The following is a 20,938-nucleotide window of genomic DNA, read 5'->3' as shown; positions in this document are numbered from 1 at the left end:
CGCGGCCGCTCGGTCAGCCGCCGTCCGCCCACGGCGGGTTCAGCTCCGCCCACCTGCGGCCCAGCTCCCGGTGGTACGCCTGCTCCCACGACGAGCGCCGCAGCACGTCGTCGAGCACCGGGTAGGGCGCGAGCTTGCGGCGCTCGCTCATCAGCTCCCGGGCGAGGACGCGCAGGACCTTCACCGGGTCCTTCTCCAGCGACAGCACGACCCGGACCAGCCGGTCGAACAGGCGCCGGACGACGGGCGGGGCGACGCCGGCCTCCGCGAGCCGGTCGCCGTACCGCACGGGGTGGAGCAGCACGTGCCGTACGGCCTGCCGCTCGCGATGGGACCACTTCGGCGCGTCGTCGAAGCGGCTCGGGAGGTGTTCGGCGATGTACGGGAGCAGGCGCACGTCGGCCAGTTCCAGGGCGACGGCGAGGGCCACGACGTCCTCGACGAACGCGACCGCGCGGTCCGCGCCCCCGGCCGAGAGCTGGTCGGTGGCGAACTCCAGCGCGTCGATGTCCTCGTCGTACACGCCGCGCCGCTTCCACCGCTCACGGTCGGCGGGGCCCGCGCTCGGCGGCGGCTCCTCGGGGCGCTCGGGCGCCGCGACGGGGGCGCGGGGGAACGCCTCGGGTTCCGCGAGGGCGGGCGCGGGCGGCTCGGGCGCGGGCGGCTCGGGGTCCGGGGCCACGGCGGGCGGGTGCGCCGCGGCCGGGGTCGCGCGCGGGGCGTCCCGGCGCGGGTCAGGCTCCGCGACCGCCGGCGTCTCGCGCGTCCGGGGCGCTTCCGCCGCCTCCGGAGGCTCGGTCGGCTCCCGCTCCGGTCTCGGCCCCGGTCCCGCCGGGACCGCGAACTCCTCGCCCCCGCCGAGCCGTTCGCGTATCGCCGCGGCCCTGTCGTACGGCGCCGAGCGCCGCAGTTCCTGGAGCCCGCGCAACAGCGGGTACATGGTGTCCCAGTCGTCCGCGACGTACCGCTCCACCATGCGTTCCGCGGCGTCGCGGAAGACGTCGGTGCGGGCCTCGGTCTCCGGGTCGACGCGGTAGCGCCCGCTGGGCAGTTGCGGCGGCCAGCGGGGCACGACCACGAAGCGCGGCCGGCTCGTCTCGTCGTCGATCTCGTACGTCGAGAACGTCAGCGGCCCCGGCAGCGGCACCGTGACGAGGTCGAACAGGCCCCACAGCAGCGCGACCGGGTCACCGCCGCAGTCGGCGAGCCGCAGCGAGAAGCCCGACGTCGGACGGCGCAGCACGGCCGCGAGCAGGACGATGAGGGCGTCGGCCCGCCGCCGCGCGGCGTCGCGCAGGGCGAACGCGCGTTCGGCCAACGCGTCGTCGAGGATCTCGCGGGGCACGCGGCCCAGCGGGCGGCCGACGGGTATCTCGGCGAGGCCCGGCCCGCCGCTCCGCCACGACCAGCCGTCGAGCGCGAGCACCGCGTGCGGGGTGAGTTCCCCGCGCGTGCCCAGCAACACGTGTGCGTCGTTGACGAGCCTGCCGCCCTCGTACTCCGCGGCGGCACGGTGCACCACGGCCGCGAACGAATCGACGTGCACGAACGACGTGCTCGCCAAGGGGGCGCCGTCACCGCCGAACTCCGCGGTCACCGCCGGCGCGACGTCGGGGGCGAGCCGCGCGAGGTCGGCGATCGGCAGCGACGTCGCCACCGGGCCGAGCCCCTTGTGCCCGAACAGGTCCCGGTGCTGCCACCGGTACACGATCTGGTGCAGTCCTTCGCGGCCTGTTGTCGCGCGGGTGGTGCCCTCCATTGCCTACCCCTCCAAGGGGTCCGCCGGATCCGGGAGAAGCGATCGGCTGGCGGCCCACAGCCGCCCGATCTCCTCGTGGAAGCGTGCGCCGTGTCCGTGGGCGACCACCGCACGGACGAGTTCCTGCTGATAGGGACGATAGGTTCCGGAGACGGTGTCGAGGTTGCGGACGACGACGGCCAACTCCGGGACCACGGCACCATTTTGGCATCCGTCGAGCACATACGCCGCGAACCGGCCGACGACCGAGGCGATCCGATGCCGCGGCGGGCCGCAGCGGTCCAGCGCCCGTATCGGCTCGTTCAGGCTCACCAGGACCCGTTCCAGCGCGGCCTGTTCGTGCGGTGTGGGCAACCGGGCACCCCGGCCGTCCCCCGGGGCGACCAGCGTGTCCAGCCGCTCCACCAGTGCGGGCAGCAAAGCCTCTTCGGCACGGACCAGGCCGACCGCGGCGGCGACCAGGTCGACTTGGTCGATGACGGTACGGAACTCCCCGTCGGCGGCCGAGCCTTCGTACACGAGCAGGTGGTACGCCTCGACCAGCGCGCGCAGCGACCGGTCGGACGCCCCGTCCTCGATCCACCCGTCGCGCGCCCAGCCGCGCGCGGTGGGTTCGGGTGGTTCCGGGGGCACCGGCCCGGGCCCGGGGCCCTTGGCGTGCCGGCCGGAGCCCGCCGACGCGCCCGGCGACGTGCTCGCGGACCACGCGGGTGCCGCGGGGCGGCCGGGCCCCGGGGCACCCGCGCCGGACGCGGCGCGCCGGGGACTGTCCAACGCGGCCGCCGCGGCGGCGAGCGCGGCGGCCCCCGACGACGGCGAACGGTGCCGGGGGCCTGTGGCGTCCGGCCGCCGTGCGGCCAATCCCGGTGCCGCCGCGGCGGCACTCTCCGGCTCCGGCGGGCGCTCCGGCTCGGGCAGCGCGACGGGCAGGTAGCGGGTCTCGGGCTGCGGCGGCGCGGGCCCGTGCGGGCGCTCCACGAACGGCGGGGGCACCGGCGGCCGGGCGGCCGAGGGCGGCGGTGTGGGAGACACCGCCGCGTCCCCCCGCGGCGCGCCCGCGTGTTCGTCGGCCGCCGACGGCCTGCACGCCCCCGGCGGCACGGCCTCGTCAGCCGCCGTCTGCGGCGGCACCGCACGCTCATCGACCGGGAAAGGGCCAGGCCGCCCCGCAGCCGCAGCCGCAGCCGCGCCGGGGCGCTCGTCGGGCTCGGGAGGGCCGCCCCACCCCGGCGCCACAACCGTCCCCTCGTCACGCGCGGACGCCGTGGGCCGCCCCGGGGATACCGCCCCGTCGCCGCGCACACCGGGCGCGGGAGGAGGTGCGGCCATGTTCCCGGACTCACGGGGCACCACAGGCCCACCCGGGCCGCGGGGCGCGGACGGAGGAGCGGGTGCGTGCCGGTCGGCGGCGGGTACGTCGGCCCGCCCCTGGGCCGCCGCGTCCGACGAGCGCCGCCGCCGCGCGTGACCCCCCTCCGCGCGCTCGGCCCTCGTCAGCGACACCGGCCCCGGACGCCCCCCGCCCAACGCGTCGAGAATCGCACGCGCCTTGGGCTCCGGATCGAACTCGGCGGCCGACCTCAGGGCCCGCAGCACCTCCCGGGTCTCCGCCCACGGCCGCGCGGTATAGCACTCCACGAGCAGCCGGGCCGCCTCGGCGAACAGGCCGCCGCCCTCGGTCTCGTCCGTGTCGATCCGGGCGCGCGTCGGGGAGTCGCCGGCCGGCCACCGTGGCACCACCACGAAGCGCGGGCGGCTCGCGTCGTCCCCGGTCTCGTACGTCGAAAAGCTCCAACTCCCATGTACCAGATGGCTCATGAGGTCGAAGACACCCCACAGCAGCGGCACCGGATCGGGACCCGCGTCGCGGCGCAGCAGGGATATGCCGATTCCGGGCCGGGCCAGCAGCGTCGCGGCGACGCGCGCCAACACGGCACCGTGGTCGCGTGCCGCGGCGCGCAGCGTCGCCGCGCGCCCCTGGGCGAGCGCGACCAGTTGGTCGGCCCGCATCCGCGGCAACGGGGGTCCCGCGTCCGGTTCGTCGGCCCCGGCGCCGTCGGCCGCCCAGTCGAGCACCCCGAGCGCGAGTACGACGTGCGGGCCGAGCAGCCGCCCCGGATCCAGCAGCGCGTGGGCGACGTTCCCGGGCCGGTTCTCGCGCCCGTACAACGCGAACTCCCGGTGTATCAGCGCGGGTCCGAGACGCGTCCGGGCCCAGCACACACTCGTGTACGGGCCCTTGCCCACATCGACGGCCATCCCGACGTACGGACCCAACTCCCGCGCCCACGCGGCGAGTCGGTCCGGCGGCAGGGACGCCGCGAGCGGCCCGAGCCCCCGCGCGCCCAGCAAGTCCCGTTCCTGCCACCGGTAGACGATTCTGTCGAGAACCGCACCGCTCGCGTCTTCCGCCGCCACGCCACCCCCAGCACCACTCGCCCGGGCTCGGCCCCCACGCGGAGCGGCACCCTGGCAACTTTGTAGCAGCCGGGACGCGGTGGCGCAGCCGCGTCCGCGCGATAAGAACACCCGCGTCCGCACCCCGCGGAACACGGCGTCGCGGCGAACGGCGCGGAAACGGGCGCGGGCCGCTCACCGACCCGGTGGCGTCACAGGCCCACTTCGCGGAACAGCAGCCCGATTTCCTCGTTGGACAGCCGCCGCGTGCGGCCGGGGCGCTGGTCGCCGAGCTGGATCGGGCCGAACTTCGTCCGGACCAACCGCTCGACGGGGAACCCGAGTTCGGCGAGCATGCGGCGCACGATGTGCTTGCGTCCCTCGTGCAGCACCACTTCGACCATGTACGTCTTGCCGAGTTGGTCGATGATCCGGAAGCTGTCCGCCCGCGCCAGGCCGTCGTCCAGCTCGACGCCCGCCTTGAGGCGCTTGCCGAGGTCGCGCGGGATCGGCCCCTGGATCTGGGCGAGGTACGTCTTGCGCACCTCGTAGCGCGGATGCGTGAGCCGGTTCGACAGCTCGCCGTGGTTGGTGAGCAGGATCAGGCCCTCGGTCTCGGTGTCGAGGCGCCCGACGTGGAAGAGCCGCTGCTCGTGGTCGGTCACGTACTCGGCCAGCGTGGGGCGGCCGTCCGGGTCGTGCATCGTCGAGACCACACCCGACGGTTTGTTCAGCGCGATGTAGACCTCGCCGCTGCTCGTCGGGATGCGCAGGCCGTCGACCTTGATCTCGACCTTCGCGGGGTCGACCCGCAGACCCTGTTCGCGCACCACGCGGCCGTCGACCTCGACGCGGCCGAGATCGATCAGCTCCTCGCAGGCCCGGCGGCTGCCGATACCGGCCTGGGCCAGCACCTTCTGCAGCCGCACGCCCTCCTGCGCCTCGCGCGCGCTGCGCTCCCCCTCGTGCACGGTCGTCGGCCGCCGGTCCGGCCGCCCGCCGCGCCGGGGATCGGACGCGTACGATCCGCCGCGCCCACCGCCGGCTCCGCCACGGCCGCCCGCCGCCCGGCCCGAGCCGCCGCCGCGCGGCGCACCACCCGCCCGCTCGTCGCGGTTGTTTCCCGCGCCGCGGTAGTTGCCTCGGCCGGAGCCCTGCCTGCCTGTGCCAGCCATCAATCGTCCGTAGTCGTCTGACCGGTCTCGTCGGCCGCGCCCGGCGTTGCGGCGGGCACGGTGTGGCGACCGGTGGTGTCGGTGGGGTGGTCGGCCGCGGGGACGGGGACCTCGGGAGCGTCCTCGGCGGCCGTCGCCGCGGGGTTGTCCCCACCAGTATCCCCGGTTTCCGTGCCCCCGCCCGCCACCGGCCCCCGGCGCGAGCTTCGCGGGAAGCCGTCGAACCCGCCTTCCGTCTCCGCTTCGAGGGCGTCGACCTCGGGGAGGAACGGTGCGAGATCGGGCAGTTCGTCGAGGCTGACCAGGCCCATCCGCTCCAGGAAGAAGTCGGTCGTGCGGTAGAGGAACGCGCCGGACTCCGGTTCGACGCCGTATTCCTCCACGAGGCCGCGCGCGAGCAGCGTGCGCATCACACCGTCGCAGTTGACGCCGCGAACCGCGGAGATCCGGCCGCGGCTGACCGGCTGGCGGTACGCGACCACCGCGAGCGTCTCCAGCGCGGCCTGCGTGAGCTTGGACCGCTGGCCGTCGAGCACGAACTTCTCGACCGCCTCGGCGTGTTCCGGCCGGGTGTAGAAGCGCCAGCCGCCGGCGACCTGGCGCAGGTCGAAACCGCGCCCCTGGGCGGTGTATTCCGCGGACAGCTCCCGCAGCGCGGCGAGGACCGCCTCGGTGGGCTGCTCCAGAACCTGCGCGAGCACGACGTCCGGGACGGGATTCTCGACGACCATCAGCACGGCTTCGAGACGGGCCTTGAGGAGGTCGGGGCCGACGGGATGCGAAGGGACGACGGCGTCGACGGCATCCGTCGCGGTGCCCGAAACGGCCTGCGAAGCGGCCACACTCGCCACGTCGTCCGAATCGGCCTCGGGTTCGCGCCGTGCGGCCGTGCCCGGGGGCGCCTGCGGGACGAGGGCGGCGGTGGGCGCCGCGTCGGGTCCGGCGTCGGGCTCGGTGGCCGGGGGCGGCTGCCGGCCGATCCCGTGGCGGGCGGTTTCGGGGGCGGTGCCCGGTCGGGTGTCCGGGGCGGCCTGCGGGCCGACGGTCGGTGCGGCCTCCGGCGCGGCGGGGTCGGGGGCGGCGTCGGGGAGCGCGTGTTCGCGTTGCGTCGGCAGGGCGGCGGTGTCCGTCGCCGGGGTGTCGCCTCCCGCCGTCGCGGGCGGGGCGTCGTCCGGCGGCTCGATCCAGAACCCGTCGTCGGTCATCGCTCCCGCTCCTCCGCTTCCCCGGATCCGCTCGTGTGCGTGCTCGCGCCCGGCTCGCCCGCGCCGTCCTGCTCGTCGAACTCGGCGCCGACCTCGGGCGCGTCCTCGTCGCCGCCGGTCCACCGCACGTGCAGTTCGCCGAGCGCCTCCACCTGGTCGAAGCCGACGGCCGCCTCGCGGAACAGTTCGAGCAGGCACAGGAAGCGCGCGATGACGTGGAGGTTGTCGGGACAGTCCGCGGTCAGCGCGCGGAACGTCAGCGCCCCGTGGGTGCGCAGGCGCTCGACGACGATCGCGGACTGCTCGCGGACACTGACGCGCTGCACGTGGATGTGCTCGATCGAGACGATCTTGGGGCTCTTCGGCGTCATCGCCCGGGCCGCGAGCCGCGCGAACTTCTCCGGGTCCACGTCGAGCACCAGCTCCGGCAGCATGCCGGTGAAGCGCTCCTCCAACGGCACGGCGCGCGGGTAGCGGCGGCCTTCCACCGCCCAGCGCTCGTCGAGAATCGACGCGATCTCCTTGTACGCGCGGTACTGCAGCAGCCGGGCGAACAGCAGATCGCGGGCCTCCAGCAGCGCGAGGTCCTCCTCGTCCTCTATCTCCGCGACGGGCAGCAGCCGCGCGGCCTTGAGGTCGAGCAACGTCGCGGCCACGACGAGGAATTCGGTCGCCGCGCCGAGATCCCAGTCCGCGCCCTGGGCGCGGATGTACCCGATGAACTCGTCGGTGACCTTGGACAGCGACACCTCGGTCACATCGAGCTTGTGCTTGGCGATCAGGTTGAGCAGGAGATCGAACGGGCCCTCGAAGTTGTCGAGGCGCACGGCGAAGCCGTCGTGGCGGCCCGGGCCGGACGGCTGGGAGGAGGATGCGGTCCCCGCGGCGCCGTCGGCGGCGGCCACGGCACCGGAGGGGGCGGAGCCCGCGTCGTCGACCGCGGCGAGGGCCGGATCGGCTGTGACGGCGCTCGGGGCGACCGCGCCGCCGGACACGGCACCGGTCGCGGGCGCGGCGGTCTCCGTCGCCGCCTCGGGCGTCCCGGCTGCGAGGCTGTCGGTCGCGTGGCCGTCGGACGTGCCGCGGCTCGTCTCCGCGGCGGTGTCCGTCACTGGTCGATGCTCGGGGCCGCTTGTGTCGATCCCGGCCGCTTCGACCGCTTCCTCGGCCGATACGTCCTCCGCCGCGTCCGGCGCGTGCTCCGGCGCGTGCGCGGGCGCGGGGCCGCCGGGGAAGGCACCGCCTCGGCCGAGGCTGCGGCGGGCGCGCGGGCGGGGGGTCGGAGTGGACATCGCGTTCCATGGTGCTGGGCGGGTGGCACATGCGACAGGACGCCCCGCCGTCCGCACACGGATTTTCACTTTTTGTCGGACATAAGCGACGGGGCGGGACTACCACGGAGTCCTCGGACTCCGTGGCGGTCCCGCCCCCGTTCGTCGATGTCGGGACGTTGTCCCGTACGAGCGGCCCGCCTCTCCCGCCGGGAGGCGTCGGCTCGGCCCGCCGAAGGGTGCCGGGTCAGTGCCCCGGGCCCGGCCCGCCGCGCAGCCGGCGCACCAGAATGCTTGTCTCGCCGCGCGCCTCCAGGTCGGCCAGCACGACGGCGATGGCCTCCCGCACTATCCGGCCGCGGTCCACGGCGAGCCCGAAGTCGCCGCGCAGGGTGAGCCGTGCGTGTTCGAGGTCCATGAGTTCCTCGGCCGACACGTACACGGTGATCTTCTCGTCGTGGCGCTCGCGGCCGCTGGGGCGCCGGGGGGCGCGGCCCCGGCGCGGAGCCGCGCGCGGGGCGGGGGCGGCCGGGGGCGGCGCGGAGCCCGGCTCGCGGGACGGCGCCGGGACGACCGCGGGAGCCACGCGCTGCTCCGGGGCGGACGGCCCGCCCGCGGGCGCGGCGGGGGGCTCCTGGTCGCGCGCCGGGGTGTTCTGCGACGCGGCCGGGGCCGACTCCGCGTCCGGCCCGGACGACGGTGCGGGCACCGTGCCGCGGCCGTTGCTCTCGGAACCGGCGCCGGCGGTGGTGCCCGCCGCGGCTGCGGAGGCACCCGATCCGGTTCCGGGGGCCGCCGTGTCGGCCGTCCCCGCCGCGTCGGCCGCCTGACGGGACGTCAGTGTGGCTCCCCCGGTGGTACGGAACAACTCGTCGGCGCCCGGCAGACTCACTCGGCGCGGCACCGGGCGAGCACCTCCCTCGCAAGCTGGCGGTACGCGGCGGCTCCGACGGAGTTCGACGCGTACGTCGTGATCGGTTCGCCGGCGACCGTGGTCTCCGGGAACCGGACGGTGCGGCCGATCACCGTGTGGAAGACCTGCTCGCCGAACGCCTCGACGACCCGGGCCAGGACCTCGCGGCCGTGCACGGTGCGCACGTCGTACATCGTGGCCAGGATGCCGTCGAGCACGAGGTTCGGGTTGAGGCGCTCGTGCACCTTCTCGATCGTCTCGGTGAGCAGCGCGACACCGCGCAGCGCGAAGAACTCGCACTCCAGCGGGACGATGACGCTGTCCGCGGCGGTGAGCGCGTTGACGGTGAGCAGGCCGAGCGACGGCTGGCAGTCGATGATGATGTAGTCGTAGTCCTGCACCAGTGGCCGGATCGCGCGCGCGAGCGTGGTCTCGCGGGCGACCTCGGTGACCAGTTGGACCTCGGCCGCGGACAGGTCGATGTTGCTCGGCAACAGGTCCATGCCCGGGATGATGGTCTTGAGCAGGACGTCGTCCGCGCTGAGATGGGACTCCATCAGCAGGTTGTAGACGGTGAGTTCGAGCTCCATCGGGTTGACGCCCAGGCCGACCGAGAGCGCGCCCTGCGGGTCGAAGTCCACCAGCAGCACGCGTCGTCCGTACTCCGCGAGCGCGGCACCCAGGTTGATGGTCGACGTCGTCTTGCCGACGCCGCCCTTCTGGTTGCACATCGCGATGATCTTCGCGGGGCCGTGCTCGGAGACCGGCCCCGGAACGGGGAAGTACGGCAGCGGGCGACCGGTCGGGCCGACGCGTTCGCGGCGCTGGGTCGCGGCGTCGGGGGCGAGCGTGGCGGCGTACTCGGGGTCAGGCTCGTAGTCGGCGTCGGGGTCGAACGGGCCCCCGCGCAACTCCTCGGCGTACCGGAGCTCGTCGTCGTAGTAGTACATGTCGTACGCGTACTCGTCGGCTTCCTGCTCGCCGCCCGCACTGCCCTGGGCACCCGCCTGGTCGGCCGTCGACGGGAGCGCGGCGTCGCGCATCCCCTGCTGCTCCGCGGCAGGGCCTGAGCCCTGAACCGACCCACGGGGGGCCTGGGCCGACGCCGGCTGGGCACCCCCGGGAGCAAATGTCGACTCATTCACAAGTCGTCTTACCTCCTTGCCGACCAGGCCATTTCTTGCTTCGTCAGCGTGACGATCCTTACTGACGGATCGCGACTCTATGGCGTGTCGCATGGTCGCAGCAAGGCGAACCGCCCGACCCATGCAACATCGCACCGGTTCCGTCAAGAGCCCGGGGGTGGGAAGCTGCACTGGTCAGGCCGACTCGCTCAAGTGCGGCCAACGAACATGCGCACGTGGTCGTCAGTGATCGTCAACGAGGCATTTCACCGTGGTTCTTTGACAATTCGGGTATCCGCACAGCCCTTCCGCGGGCTCGTCCGGATTTCACTCCGCGCAACACGCGGTCTGTGGAAGTGCGTTGCCGCGGCGGTCGCATCGCCGTACGGACTCCCGAACTCCCCTGCGTCGGGAGACCGATTCCGATCGGTGCGATCAAGACCGGACACACGCTCGCCGGTCATCCCCGCGCCTTGTGCGGTGCGAACCGGGCGGTGGGACACGTGGTTCACGTCCTCCGCCCGGTTCGCAACACCGTATGTGCAGACAAGGCGACATCATCGATATCCGGTACGCCGCCGAGGAGATCACGCCACACCGCCTCACCCCGGATCCCCGCGCGGGCAACGCCTCCGCGCAGGCCGGGCGGTGTTCCGCGCGCGGGACGCGCACCACGGGACGTACCGGAAAACGGCCTGATTTCACCCTGGATCGACACGCATGCGGTACGCCCGGGCGCGCCGGCACCCGCCGCGGGCAACCTGTCGCGGCCGTTTCGCGCCGCTCAGCCCGACAGCAGGGACACGTCCACGCGGTCGAGCCCGTGCGCCTGCGCCACCGCGGCGTTGACGACCGCCCCGTCGTACGTCGTGAGCCCGAGTGCGAGAGCCGCGTCGTCCCGGCACGCGCGCCGCCAGCCCTTGTTCGCGATGTCGAGGATGTACGGCAGCGTCGCGTTCGTCAGCGCGAACGTGGAGGTCCGCGGAACCGCCCCCGGCATGTTGGCGACGCAGTAGAACACCGAGTCGTGCACCGTGAACACCGGGTCGGCGTGCGTGGTGGGCCGCGAGTCGGCGAAGCAGCCGCCCTGGTCGATCGCGATGTCGACGAGGACCGAGCCCGGCTTCATCCGCGCGACCAGGTCGTTCGAGACCAGCTTGGGCGCCTTCGCGCCCGGCACCAGTACCGCGCCGATCACCAAGTCAGCCTCCGGCAGCACGCGTTCGATCTCGTAGGCGTTGGAGGTGAGCGTGCGCAGCCTCCCCTGGTGGAGGTCGTCGGCCCGCCGCAGCGCCTCGGTGTCGCGGTCGAGCAGCAGCACGTCGGCGTGCATGCCGAGCGCGATCGCCGCCGCGTTGCGGCCCGAGACGCCCGCCCCCAGCACGACGACCCTGGCGGCGTATACCCCCGGCACCCCGCCCATGAGCGTGCCGCGCCCGCCGCCCTGCCGCATCAGGTGGTACGCCCCGACCTGTGGCGCGAGACGGCCCGCGACCTCCGACATCGGGGCCAGCAACGGGAGCCGGCCGCCGGGCAGTTGGACGGTCTCGTACGCGATCGCGGTGGTGCCGGCGGCCAGCAGCGCGTCGGTGCACGCGCGCGACGCCGCGAGGTGCAGGTACGTGAACAGCGTCCGGCCCGCCCGCAGCCGCCCGTACTCCTCGGCGACGGGCTCCTTGACCTTGAGGACCAGCTCGCCGGCGTCCCACACCTCGTCGGCGGTCTTCAGGATCGTCGCACCCGCCGCCGTGTACTCCTCGTCGGGGATCGACGAGCCGAGCCCGGCGTCGTGCTGCACGAAGACCTCGTGGCCGTGGCGCACCAATTCGTGCACGCCGGCCGGGGTGATCGCCACCCGGTACTCGTGATTCTTGACCTCGCTGGGGATGGCGACCTTCACGGTTGTCCACGTCCTTCCGTGCACGGTTGGCGACGGCGTCCGCCGACCCGCGCCGGTGCGTCGGCGCGGACGTCCGACCACCGAGGCCACCTAGGTTAATGCGGCTCCAACCGGCCGACAACCTTGCAAAGTGCCAATTTCAGACGCGGCATCTTGCTGTTTCGCAGGCCCGTGGAAGAGGAGGCGACGCGCGACCGCTACCCGTGCGAGGCGCCGGTCAGTCCACCCGCGCGGGTGGCCCGGCGGGCTCGGAGCCGTCGCCGAGGAGTCGCCGCACGGCGTCGGCCTGCGGGACGTCCGACAGCAGCGCCAGGGCCTGGCGGCGGCGGGCGTGCGCCTCGCCCGGATCGCCGGAGTCCTCCGAGAGATCCGCGGTCCGCAGCAGCGCGAGCGCCTCGAGCCGCTCGTCGCCGGCCGCCCGGAACGACTCCAGGGCATCGCGGTAGACGGTCAGCGCCTCGCGGGTGCGGCCGGCGTCGCCGAGGCACGAGCCGATGTCGACGAGGACCCGGCCCACCTCGGCGGGTTCGTCGAGCCTGCGGCGCACCCCGAGGGCGGCGCGGTGGTCGCGCAGCGCCTGCTCGAAGCGGCCCATGCGCGCGTGCAGGCGCCCGAGGTGGGAGAGCACGCGCGCCTGGCCCTCCTCGTCGCCGACCGTGCGGCGCAGCAGCAGCGCGCGGTCGTACCAGTCGGCGGCGCGCTGCAGGTCGCCGAGGTCGGCGTACGCGTTGCCCAGGTTGACCATCGCGCGGCCCTCACCGGCGGGGTCGGCGATCGACCGCGACACCTCGAGGGCCGCCCGGTAGCAGGACAGCGCCTGTTCGAGCTCCGCACGGGCCACGTGCAGGTTGCCCAAGTTGAGCAGCGCGACCGCCTCCTGACGGCCCGATCCGTGGCGCCGCGCCGCCGCCAGCGCCAGTTCGTGCAGCTCGCGGACGTCGCGCCAGTGCGCGCGCCGGTCGAGCAGACGGGTCAGGACGGCCACCAGGCGCCGCGTGGGGCCGTCCAGACCGGCCGCCCCCGCGACCCGGGCGGCGGCCAGCAGTTCGGGGCGTTCCTCGCGCAGCCACGCGCGCGCGTGGGCGGCCGATGCGAAGCGCACGTCGGCCGGGACGTCGTCGCCGCGCCCGGCGATGGTGTGCTCGGCGGCCCGGGCCAGGCGCACGTAGCGGTCCAGCAGCCGCACCCGGGCGGACCGGCGCTCCCCCGGGCGCTCCTCGGCGTCCAGGCACTCCTGCACATAGCCGCGCAGCAGTTCGTGGAAGCGGTAGCGGCCGGGTATCGCGCCCGGCTCCAGCAGGTGAAGCTCGCACAGTTCCGCGAGCGACCGCGCGGCGGCGTCGGGGCCGCAGTCGGCCAGCGCCGCCGCGGCGTCCGGCCCGAACTCGCGCCCGGGCACCAGCGCGAGCAGGCGCAGCAGGCGCGCGGCGGACGGGACCAGCTCGCGGTGGACGAGGGTGAAGCAGGCCCGCAACGCGAGTTCGGTGTCGTCGCACGAACCGTGCAGCCGCAGCCGCTCGGCGCGCAGCCGCCGGCCGACGTCGGCGAGGGCGTAGCGCTGCCGGGCCCGCAGCCACGCGCCGGCCAGTTTGAGCGCGGCGGGGTGGTAGTCGCACAGGGACAGCAGCTCGTCGGCGGCGCGCGGGTCGCAGGCGACGCGGGTGTGCCCCGCGAGGTCGCCGAGCAGCTGGGCCGCGGCCCGGTGGTCGAGGACGTCGAGCGCGCACGCGCGGACGGCCGCGGCCCGGCCCAGGCCGGTGAGCGGGCCCACGGACGTCACGACGACCAGCGCGGTCGGGCTCTCGGGCAGCAGGGGGCGCAACTGGGCGGTGCCGGTGAGGTCTTCGAGCAGCACGAGGATGCGCCGGTCGACCAGCAGCTCCCGGAAGCGCCCCGATCGGTCGTCGCTCCCGCCCGGTGGCTCGCGGTCGCCGAGTGCGTGGAGGAACGCCTCCAGCACCTCCGCGGGGGCGACGGTCTCCCCGCGGGCGCCGGTCAGGCGGGCGTACAGCACCCCGTCGGGGAAGTGCGGGGCGAGCCGGTGGGCGAGGAGCACCGCGAGGCTGCTGCGGCCGATCCCGGGCGGCCCGGAGATCGACACGACCCGGTCGGGCGGCAGCAGCGACGCTCGGGCGGCGACACCGTGGACCGGGACGGCGGCGCCGGGCCCGGTGACCCACCCGTACAACGTGCGCAGTTCGTCCGCGCGGCCCACGAACTCGGTGGGCATGGGCGGCAGTTGCGCGGGGCCGAGGCGGACGGTCGGGACCGCCGCGTCGTCGCCGACACGGGTCGGCGGCACGGCGGCCCCGGCGCCACCGCCCGGCGCCGCCGCCTCACCACCCGTGAACACCGCCGACGACCCCCTGTCCACCCCCCGAAAGTCCTGCTGCGCAGGGTAGCGAACCACGCGAGAAGTACGCCCGCGGAAGGCGGTGGGCACGCGGGCCGACCCGGGCGCGCCGGAGCCGCCGGTCGGTGGCTGCGGGGAGGGACTAGAGCCCGGATCCTCCCGTCGCGTCCAACACCGCGCCCGTGACCCACCGGGCGTCGTCCGAGGCCGCGAACGCCACGACGTCGGCGATCTCGTCCGGTTCGCCCACCCGGTCGAAGGCGGAGAACGCCGCCGCCCACGCGCGCTTCTCCGGATCCGTGCGCAGCCAGGCGGCGTTGGTGTCGGTGTCGACGATGCCCGGGACGACCGAGTTGACGGTGATGCCGCGCGGGCCCAGCTCCTTGGCCAGGTGGCGCGTGAAGACGTCGAGCGCGCCCTTCGTGGCCGAGTAGGTCATGATCTCGGGCAGCGCGATGCGGACGACGCCGCTGGAGATGTTGACGATCCGCCCGCCGTCCCGCAGCCGGTCCAGGCCCTCCTTGACGATGAAGAACGGCGCCTTGACGTTGACGCCGAAGACGGTGTCGAACTCGCCGGGAGACAGCTCGTACAGCGACGAACTCGTCGCGACGGCGGCGTTGTTGACGAGGATGTCCAGCCCCGGCGCGGCCTGCGGCACGTGCTCGGCGAGGCCGGAGTCGAACGCCGTCCACAGGTCCCGGGCGCCGCCGTCCCCGGCGGGGCCCAGCTCGGCGCGGACGGGGAAGGCGGTGCCGCCGTCGGCGCGTATCGCCGCGACGACCTCGCGGGCCGCGGTCTCGTTGGTCGCGTAGTTGACGGCCACGACGGCGCCGTCCCGGGCGAGGCGCTCGGCGACGGCGCGCCCGATGCCGCGGCTGCCGCCGGTGACCAGCGCGACCTTGCCGGAGAGCTTCCCGGCGGTGACGGGGGCCGAAACGGAGCGTGTGGACGCGGACATGGCTGTCCCCTCTCATTGTTTAGCGACGACTACATAATCACCGTAGCATCGATTTTGTAGCGGTCGCTATAAACTGGGGGCATGGCGACGGATCAGCGGAAGGACACGACGACACGGCACCCCCGGACAGCGGCCGGCCCGAGGAAGCCCTCGGGCCGTCCCCGGGCCTTCGACCGCGACGAGGCGCTGGCCACGGCGACGCGGTTGTTCTGGGAGAACGGCTACGAGGCGACGTCGATCGGCGATCTCACCCGGGCGATGGGCATCAAACCGCCCAGCCTGTACGCGGCGTTCGGCGACAAGCGCAAGCTCTTCGAGGAGGCCGTCGAGGCCTACGGGCGATCGCCGTACGGGGTGTTCATGGGGCAGGCGCTCGCGCAGGAACCCACCGCGCGGGACGCGTTCGCCCGCATCCTGCGGGAGGCGGCCGAGATCTACACCGACCCCTCGCACCCGCGCGGCTGCCTCACCATCTGCGCGGCCACCAACGTCACCCCGCAGAACGCGGAGGTCGAGCGGTATCTGCGCGCACTGCGGAACCGCAATCTCGGGGTCTTCGAGGCCCGCCTGGCGCGCGCCGTCGAGGAGGGCGAGTTGCCCGGCGACGCGGATCCGGCCGCGCTCGCGGGCTGGTTCGCCCTGGTCATCCAGGGCATGTCGCAACGCAGCCGAGACGGCGCCGACGCCGCCGAACTCCACGCGGCGGCCGACCTCGCACTGCGCGCGGTGTGGCCGCGGGCGTGAGCCGCGCGGTCACCCTCCCGAGCCGTGCGGTGCGACGCGGTGGGAGAGGGCCGTCCGCGGCGGGACGGCGGGCGTCGGCCGACGACACCGCCCGATCGGCGTCGCGTCGGCTCGGCGCGGCGGGAGGCGGGCACCGAAACCGCCCGACGGCGTCGCGGCGGTTCGGTCGTTCGACGGGCGGCAGGTCCGACACGGGCATACGCGGCGAAGGCGTCCCCGCCCGGTCTGCCGCCGAACGCCCGAACCACCCGACCGACGTCGTGGCACGACAGGGCCGGACGAGACGCGGCGCCACGGACGTGGGCATCGCCGGACGCCGCGCCGGGAGTGCCTCCCCCGCGCGCGGGCGGCACTCCCGGCGGTGCTCAGAACGGCCGGGCGGGCCAGGGTGCTTCCGCGGGGCGCAGGCTGTCGAGGCCGGCGCCGGTGCGTGCGGCGGCGAGTGCGAGAGCGCCGGTGACCAGGGTGGGATTGTGGACGGCACCGGCGAGGACGAGGCGGACGATCTCGTCCAGCGGTGCCCACGCGACCTCGAGGTCCGACTCCTCGGCATGCGCGGCGTAGCGCTCGCCGTCTGACTCGGACAGGCCGCGGGCGAGGAAGAGCCGGATGGCCTCGTCGGAGGAGCCCGGCGAGGTGTAGAAGTCGACGAGCACGCGCCAGTCGTCGGCCTTGTGGTGCGCTTCCTCGTAGAGTTCGCGCTGCGCGGCCAGGAGGGGGTGCTCGCCGGGGATGTCCAGCACCCCCGCCGGGATCTCCCACAGCTTGTGGCGGACCGGGTGCCGGTACTGCCGCAGCACCAGGACGCGATCGGCGTCGTCGAGCGCCAGCACCCCGACCGACCCCGGGTGCACGAGGTAGTCGCGGCGGGCGATCGTGCCGTCCGGCATCTCGACCAGGTCGCTGCGCAGCCCGGCGACGCGGCCTTCGTACGGGGTCTCCCCGCCCACGACCGGCCACTCCTCGGGGGCGTCGGTGAACCGGGACCTGGTGCCGCCGTCGGCGGGCTGTGCGTCGTCGTCCATGCCGCACAACGTAGTACGCCGCGCGGGGAAGGGATCACGATCGGGGCCGGAAAGGGCCCGTCGAGCGGTGCTTTTCCGGCCCCGATCGTGATCCCGGTGCGTCAGGGCGCCGCTTCCACCGTCGCGCGCTCCTCGCCGGCGACCCGGCGCACCGCGGCGGCGACCAGGCCGGCGAACAGCGGGTGGGGCCGGGTCGGGCGCGACTTCAGCTCGGGGTGGGCCTGGGTCGCGACGAAGTACGGGTGGACGTCGCGCGGCAGCTCGACGTACTCGACGAGGCGGCCGTCCGGCGAGAGGCCGGAGAACACGAGGCCGGTGGCCTCCAGCCGCTCGCGGTACGCGTTGTTGACCTCGTAGCGGTGGCGGTGGCGTTCGAAGCCGTGGTCGGCGCCGTACACCTCGGCGGCGATCGAGCCCTCCGCGAAGCGGGCCTCGTACTCGCCGAGCCGCATCGTGCCGCCCAGGTCGCCCTGGCCCGCGACGATGTCGAGCTGGTCGGCCATCGTCGAGACGACCGGGTGGGGGGTGTCCGCGTCGAACTCCAGCGAGTTGGCCCGCTCCAGACCGGCCAGCGTCCGCGCCGACTCGATGACCATGCACTGCAGGCCGAGGCAGATGCCGAGGGTCGGGATGCGGTTCTCGCGGGCGTAGCGGATCGCCTGGACCTTGCCCTCCACGCCGCGGTCGCCGAATCCGCCGGGGACCAGCACCGCGTCGACGTCGGCCAGCTCGCGCGCGGCGTCCTCGGGGGTGGCGGTGTTGTCGGAGGTGACCCACTTGACGGTGGCCCGCACGTTGTTGGCGAAGCCGCCCGCGCGGATGGCCTCGGTCACCGACAGGTACGCGTCCGGCAGGTCGATGTACTTGCCGACCAGTGCGACGGTGACCTCGCGCTCCGGCTGGTGCACGCGGCGCAGCAGGTCGTCCCATGTCGACCAGTCGACGTCGCGGAAGTTGAGGCCGAGTCTGCGCACGACGTACGCGTCCAGCCCCTCGGCGTGCAGCACCTTGGGGATGTCGTAGATCGACGGGGCGTCGATCGCGGCGACGACGGCCTCTTCCTCGACGTCGCACATCAGCGAGATCTTGCGCTTGATGTCGGTCGGCACGGCCCGGTCGGCGCGCAGCACGATCGCGTCGGGCTGGATGCCGATCGAGCGCAGCGCCGCCACGGAGTGCTGGGTGGGCTTGGTCTTCAGCTCGCCGGAGGGGCCGATGTACGGCAGCAGCGACACGTGGAGGAAGAACACGTTGTCGCGGCCGACCTCGTGGCGGATCTGCCGCACCGACTCCAGGAACGGGAGCGATTCGATGTCGCCGACCGTGCCGCCGACCTCGGTGATCACCACGTCGACGTCGTGCTCGGCCATCTGGCGGATGCGTGACTTGATCTCGTTGGTGATGTGCGGGATCACCTGCACCGTGTCGCCGAGGTATTCGCCGCGCCGCTCCTTGGCGATGACCGAGGAGTAGACCTGGCCGGTGGTGACGTTCGCGGAGCCGTGCAGGTCCTCGTCGAGGAAGCGCTCGTAGTGGCCGATGTCGAGGTCGGTCTCGGCGCCGTCGTTGGTGACGAAGACCTCGCCGTGCTGGAACGGGTTCATCGTGCCCGGGTCCACGTTGAGGTACGGGTCCAGCTTCTGCATCGTCACGCGCAGCCCGCGCGCCTTCAGCAAGGCGCCGAGGCTGGACGCGGTGAGCCCCTTGCCGAGGGAGGAGGCGACCCCCCCGGTGACGAAGAGATGCTTGGTCGGCCGGGTGCGGGACGGTCGCGCGCCGCGCGTAGAACTGCCGGGCGTCTGGGGCACTGCCAAGGAGGGGCTCCCGTGGGGGTCGTGTTGACGAGCGAGGGAATGTGGTCCCTAGAAGTCCACGGGCGACCAGACTAACAGCGGACTACGCCATCGTCGCCCGTACGAGTGACACCACCACGTAGGACGATCCACCATATTCAGAGCGTGACCAACCCCGCCGCAAACCCTAGAAAAACCGGACAGTTCCCAACGAACTCCCTTACGTAGGCCACGCAGAGTCACGGAACGGGTCTCATCACGGACTGGAGTGGACTACTCTGATCAGGGGTCCGCAGCGACCGCCGTGCATCGGCGGCACGCCCGGCCGACCTCCCTCAAACTCTCCCATCACCGCCTGAAGAACAGCGCGACGGCCGTACAAGGCAGGACGGATTCCGCGTGAGCAATCGCATCGAGGACTACGCCCTCATCGGGGACATGCAGACCGCGGCCCTGGTGGCGCGTGACGGCTCCGTGGATTGGCTTTGCCTCCCCCGCTTCGACTCGCCCGCGGTCCTCGCGGGCCTCCTGGGCACCGAGGAGAACGGCTACTGGCGCATCGCCCCGCTCTCCGGCGGCCAGGCGACCCGCCGCCGCTACCGGGGCGACTCGCTGATCCTGGAGTCCGAGTGGGACACCCCGCGCGGCTCGGTGCGAGTCATCGACTTCATGCCGCCCACCGACGCGCTCATCGGAGCGCCGACCATCGTGCGCATCGTCGAGGGAATATCGGGACACGTCCCGGTCCGCTCCGAGATCCGCATGCGGTTCCACTACGGCAAGGTCGTGCCGTGGGTGCGCCGCCACACCGACGGCCGCACGGTCGCGGTCGCCGGGCCCGACGCGGTCTGGCTGCAGAGCGAGGCCGAGGCGTACGGGCGCGGCATGACGACCTACGCCGACGTCACCGTCGCCCCCGGCGAGCGCCACGCGTTCATCCTCAACTGGTGGCCCAGCCACGTCGAGGCGCCGCTGACCACCGACCCCGAGGCGGCCCTCGACGACACCGAGCGGTTCTGGGGCGAGTGGGTCGACCGCTGCACCTACCGGGGGCCCTGGCGCGACGCCGTCGTGCGCTCGCTGATCACCCTCAAGGCGCTCACGTACGCGCCCACCGGCGGCATCGTCGCCGCCCCGACCACGTCGCTGCCGGAGGACCTGGGCGGCGTCCGCAACTGGGACTACCGCTACACGTGGCTGCGCGACGCCGCGATGACGCTGTCCGCGCTCGTGCGCACCGGCTTCCTCGAAGAGGCGAAGGCATGGCGCGAGTGGCTGCTGCGCGCGGTGGCCGGCGACCCAGAGAACCTGCAGATCATGTACGGCGTCGGCGGCGAGCGCAGGCTCACCGAGTACGAGGCCAACTGGCTGCCCGGTTACGAGAATTCGGGACCGGTCCGGATCGGCAACGCCGCCGCGGAGCAGTTCCAGCTCGACGTGTACGGCGAGGTCGTCGACGCGCTGCACCACGGCCGCATGGCGGGCATGGAGGGTCACGACAACGCCCACCAGCTGCAGCTGCGCCTCATGGACTTCGTCGGCGATCATTGGCGGAACCCCGACGAGGGCATCTGGGAAGTCCGGGGCCCGCGCCGCCACTTCGTGCACTCCAAGGTCATGGCCTGGGTCGCGGTCGACCGCACGATCAAGATGCTGGAGACCGACACCCTTGCCGGCGCCGGAGCCGACGAGCGCACTCTCGACCAGCTGCGGACCGTGCGCGACGAGATCCACCGCGAGGTGTGCGAGTACGGCTACGACGCCGAGCGCAACACCTTCACGCAGTACTACGGCTCACGCGAGCTGGACGCGGCGCTGCTGCTCATCCCGCAGGTCGGCTTCCTGCCCCCCGACGACAAGCGCGTGGTGGGCACGATCGAGGCGATCCAGCACGAGCTGACCGAGGACGGCTTCGTACGCCGGTACCCGACGCACGGCGACGGCATCGGCTTGGACGGCCTGCCCGGCGACGAAGGGGCGTTCCTGGCCTGCTCGTTCTGGCTGGCCGACGACCTGGCGATGATAGGGCGCCTGGACGAGGCCCGCGAGCTGTTCGAACGCCTGCTCGCGCTGCGCAACGACCTCGGCCTGCTCGCCGAGGAATGGGACCCGCGCCTGCAGCGCCAGGTCGGGAACTTCCCGCAGGCGTTCAGCCACGTGCCGCTGATCGACACGGCGCTGCGCCTGACCGCGCTGTGGCAGCAACAGCAGCGCGAGGAGGCCGGCAAGGCCGACCGCAAGGAGCGCGCCGCCGCGGCCGAGGCCGCGGAGGCCGCCGCCGGGAACCACGCCCAGGGGTGACGGTCTCTCCCGCCACC

At 73.8% G+C, this 20,938-nt stretch carries 13 protein-coding genes and 1 pseudogene; 2 read left to right on the top strand and 12 right to left on the bottom strand.

Annotated features, from left to right (window positions below; all coding sequences use genetic code 11):
• Positions 1 to 13 precede the first annotated feature (13 nt).
• The 10 genes and pseudogenes from LO772_RS25815 to LO772_RS25770 all read right to left on the bottom strand — a co-directional run bounded on the left by LO772_RS25815 (position 14) and on the right by LO772_RS25770 (position 15,058).
• Complete coding sequence (locus LO772_RS25815; protein WP_231774420.1) at positions 14 to 1,759, bottom strand: hypothetical protein; 1,746 nt, start codon at positions 1,757 to 1,759, stop codon at positions 14 to 16.
• Positions 1,760 to 1,762: 3 nt separating this feature from the next.
• Positions 1,763 to 4,177: a hypothetical protein gene (locus tag LO772_RS25810; protein WP_231774419.1), complete on the bottom strand. Its 2,415-nt coding sequence runs from the start codon at positions 4,175 to 4,177 to the stop codon at positions 1,763 to 1,765.
• A 191-nt stretch (positions 4,178 to 4,368) separates the two neighbouring features.
• Complete coding sequence (locus LO772_RS25805) at positions 4,369 to 5,331, bottom strand: pseudouridine synthase (RefSeq protein ID WP_231774418.1); 963 nt, start codon at positions 5,329 to 5,331, stop codon at positions 4,369 to 4,371.
• 212 nt (positions 5,332 to 5,543) lie between these two features.
• A pseudogene (gene scpB / locus LO772_RS25800) lies at positions 5,544 to 6,062 on the bottom strand (SMC-Scp complex subunit ScpB); the annotation flags it as partial.
• A gap of 470 nt (positions 6,063 to 6,532) precedes the next feature.
• Positions 6,533 to 7,828 carry a segregation and condensation protein A gene (locus LO772_RS25795; RefSeq protein WP_231774417.1) on the bottom strand — a complete coding sequence of 432 codons (1,296 nt, stop codon included), beginning with the start codon at positions 7,826 to 7,828 and terminating at the stop codon, positions 6,533 to 6,535.
• 226 nt (positions 7,829 to 8,054) lie between these two features.
• Positions 8,055 to 8,711 (bottom strand): hypothetical protein, encoded by a 657-nt coding sequence (locus tag LO772_RS25790; protein ID WP_231774416.1) that lies wholly within the window; start codon positions 8,709 to 8,711, stop codon positions 8,055 to 8,057.
• Positions 8,696 to 9,763 (bottom strand): ParA family protein, encoded by a 1,068-nt coding sequence (locus LO772_RS25785; RefSeq protein ID WP_331717268.1) that lies wholly within the window; start codon positions 9,761 to 9,763, stop codon positions 8,696 to 8,698. Before LO772_RS25785 ends, LO772_RS25790 begins: the two co-directional genes overlap by 16 nt.
• Positions 9,764 to 10,628: 865 nt before the next feature.
• Positions 10,629 to 11,744 (bottom strand): alanine dehydrogenase, encoded by a 1,116-nt coding sequence (gene ald / locus LO772_RS25780; protein ID WP_231774415.1) that lies wholly within the window; start codon positions 11,742 to 11,744, stop codon positions 10,629 to 10,631.
• 217 nt (positions 11,745 to 11,961) lie between these two features.
• Positions 11,962 to 14,046 carry a tetratricopeptide repeat protein gene (locus tag LO772_RS25775; RefSeq protein WP_231774414.1) on the bottom strand — a complete coding sequence of 695 codons (2,085 nt, stop codon included), beginning with the start codon at positions 14,044 to 14,046 and terminating at the stop codon, positions 11,962 to 11,964.
• Between the two features lie 193 nt (positions 14,047 to 14,239).
• Positions 14,240 to 15,058, bottom strand: a complete 819-nt coding sequence (locus LO772_RS25770) for an SDR family oxidoreductase (RefSeq protein WP_231774413.1) — start codon at positions 15,056 to 15,058, stop codon at positions 14,240 to 14,242.
• Positions 15,059 to 15,139: 81 nt separating this feature from the next.
• On the opposite strand from LO772_RS25770, the gene LO772_RS25765 reads away from it, so the two are divergent.
• Positions 15,140 to 15,802, top strand: coding sequence for a TetR/AcrR family transcriptional regulator (locus tag LO772_RS25765; protein ID WP_231774412.1), 663 nt, complete (start codon positions 15,140 to 15,142; stop codon positions 15,800 to 15,802).
• Positions 15,803 to 16,167: 365 nt separating this feature from the next.
• Here LO772_RS25765 and LO772_RS25760 read toward each other — a convergent pair whose 3' ends face one another.
• Positions 16,168 to 16,827: an NUDIX domain-containing protein gene (locus tag LO772_RS25760; protein ID WP_231774411.1), complete on the bottom strand. Its 660-nt coding sequence runs from the start codon at positions 16,825 to 16,827 to the stop codon at positions 16,168 to 16,170.
• 101 nt (positions 16,828 to 16,928) lie between these two features.
• Entirely contained in the window at positions 16,929 to 18,635 is a 1,707-nt protein-coding gene (locus LO772_RS25755) for a CTP synthase (protein WP_231779720.1), read from the bottom strand.
• 384 nt (positions 18,636 to 19,019) lie between these two features.
• On the opposite strand from LO772_RS25755, the gene LO772_RS25750 reads away from it, so the two are divergent.
• A complete protein-coding gene (locus LO772_RS25750) occupies positions 19,020 to 20,921 on the top strand; it encodes a glycoside hydrolase family 15 protein (protein ID WP_269453091.1) in 1,902 nt (633 codons plus the stop codon).
• The last annotated feature ends 17 nt before the right edge of the window (positions 20,922 to 20,938 follow it).

The organism is Yinghuangia sp. ASG 101 (assembly GCF_021165735.1).
Classification (GTDB): domain Bacteria; phylum Actinomycetota; class Actinomycetes; order Streptomycetales; family Streptomycetaceae; genus Yinghuangia.
This window is presented reverse-complemented; position numbering and strand designations above follow the sequence as displayed.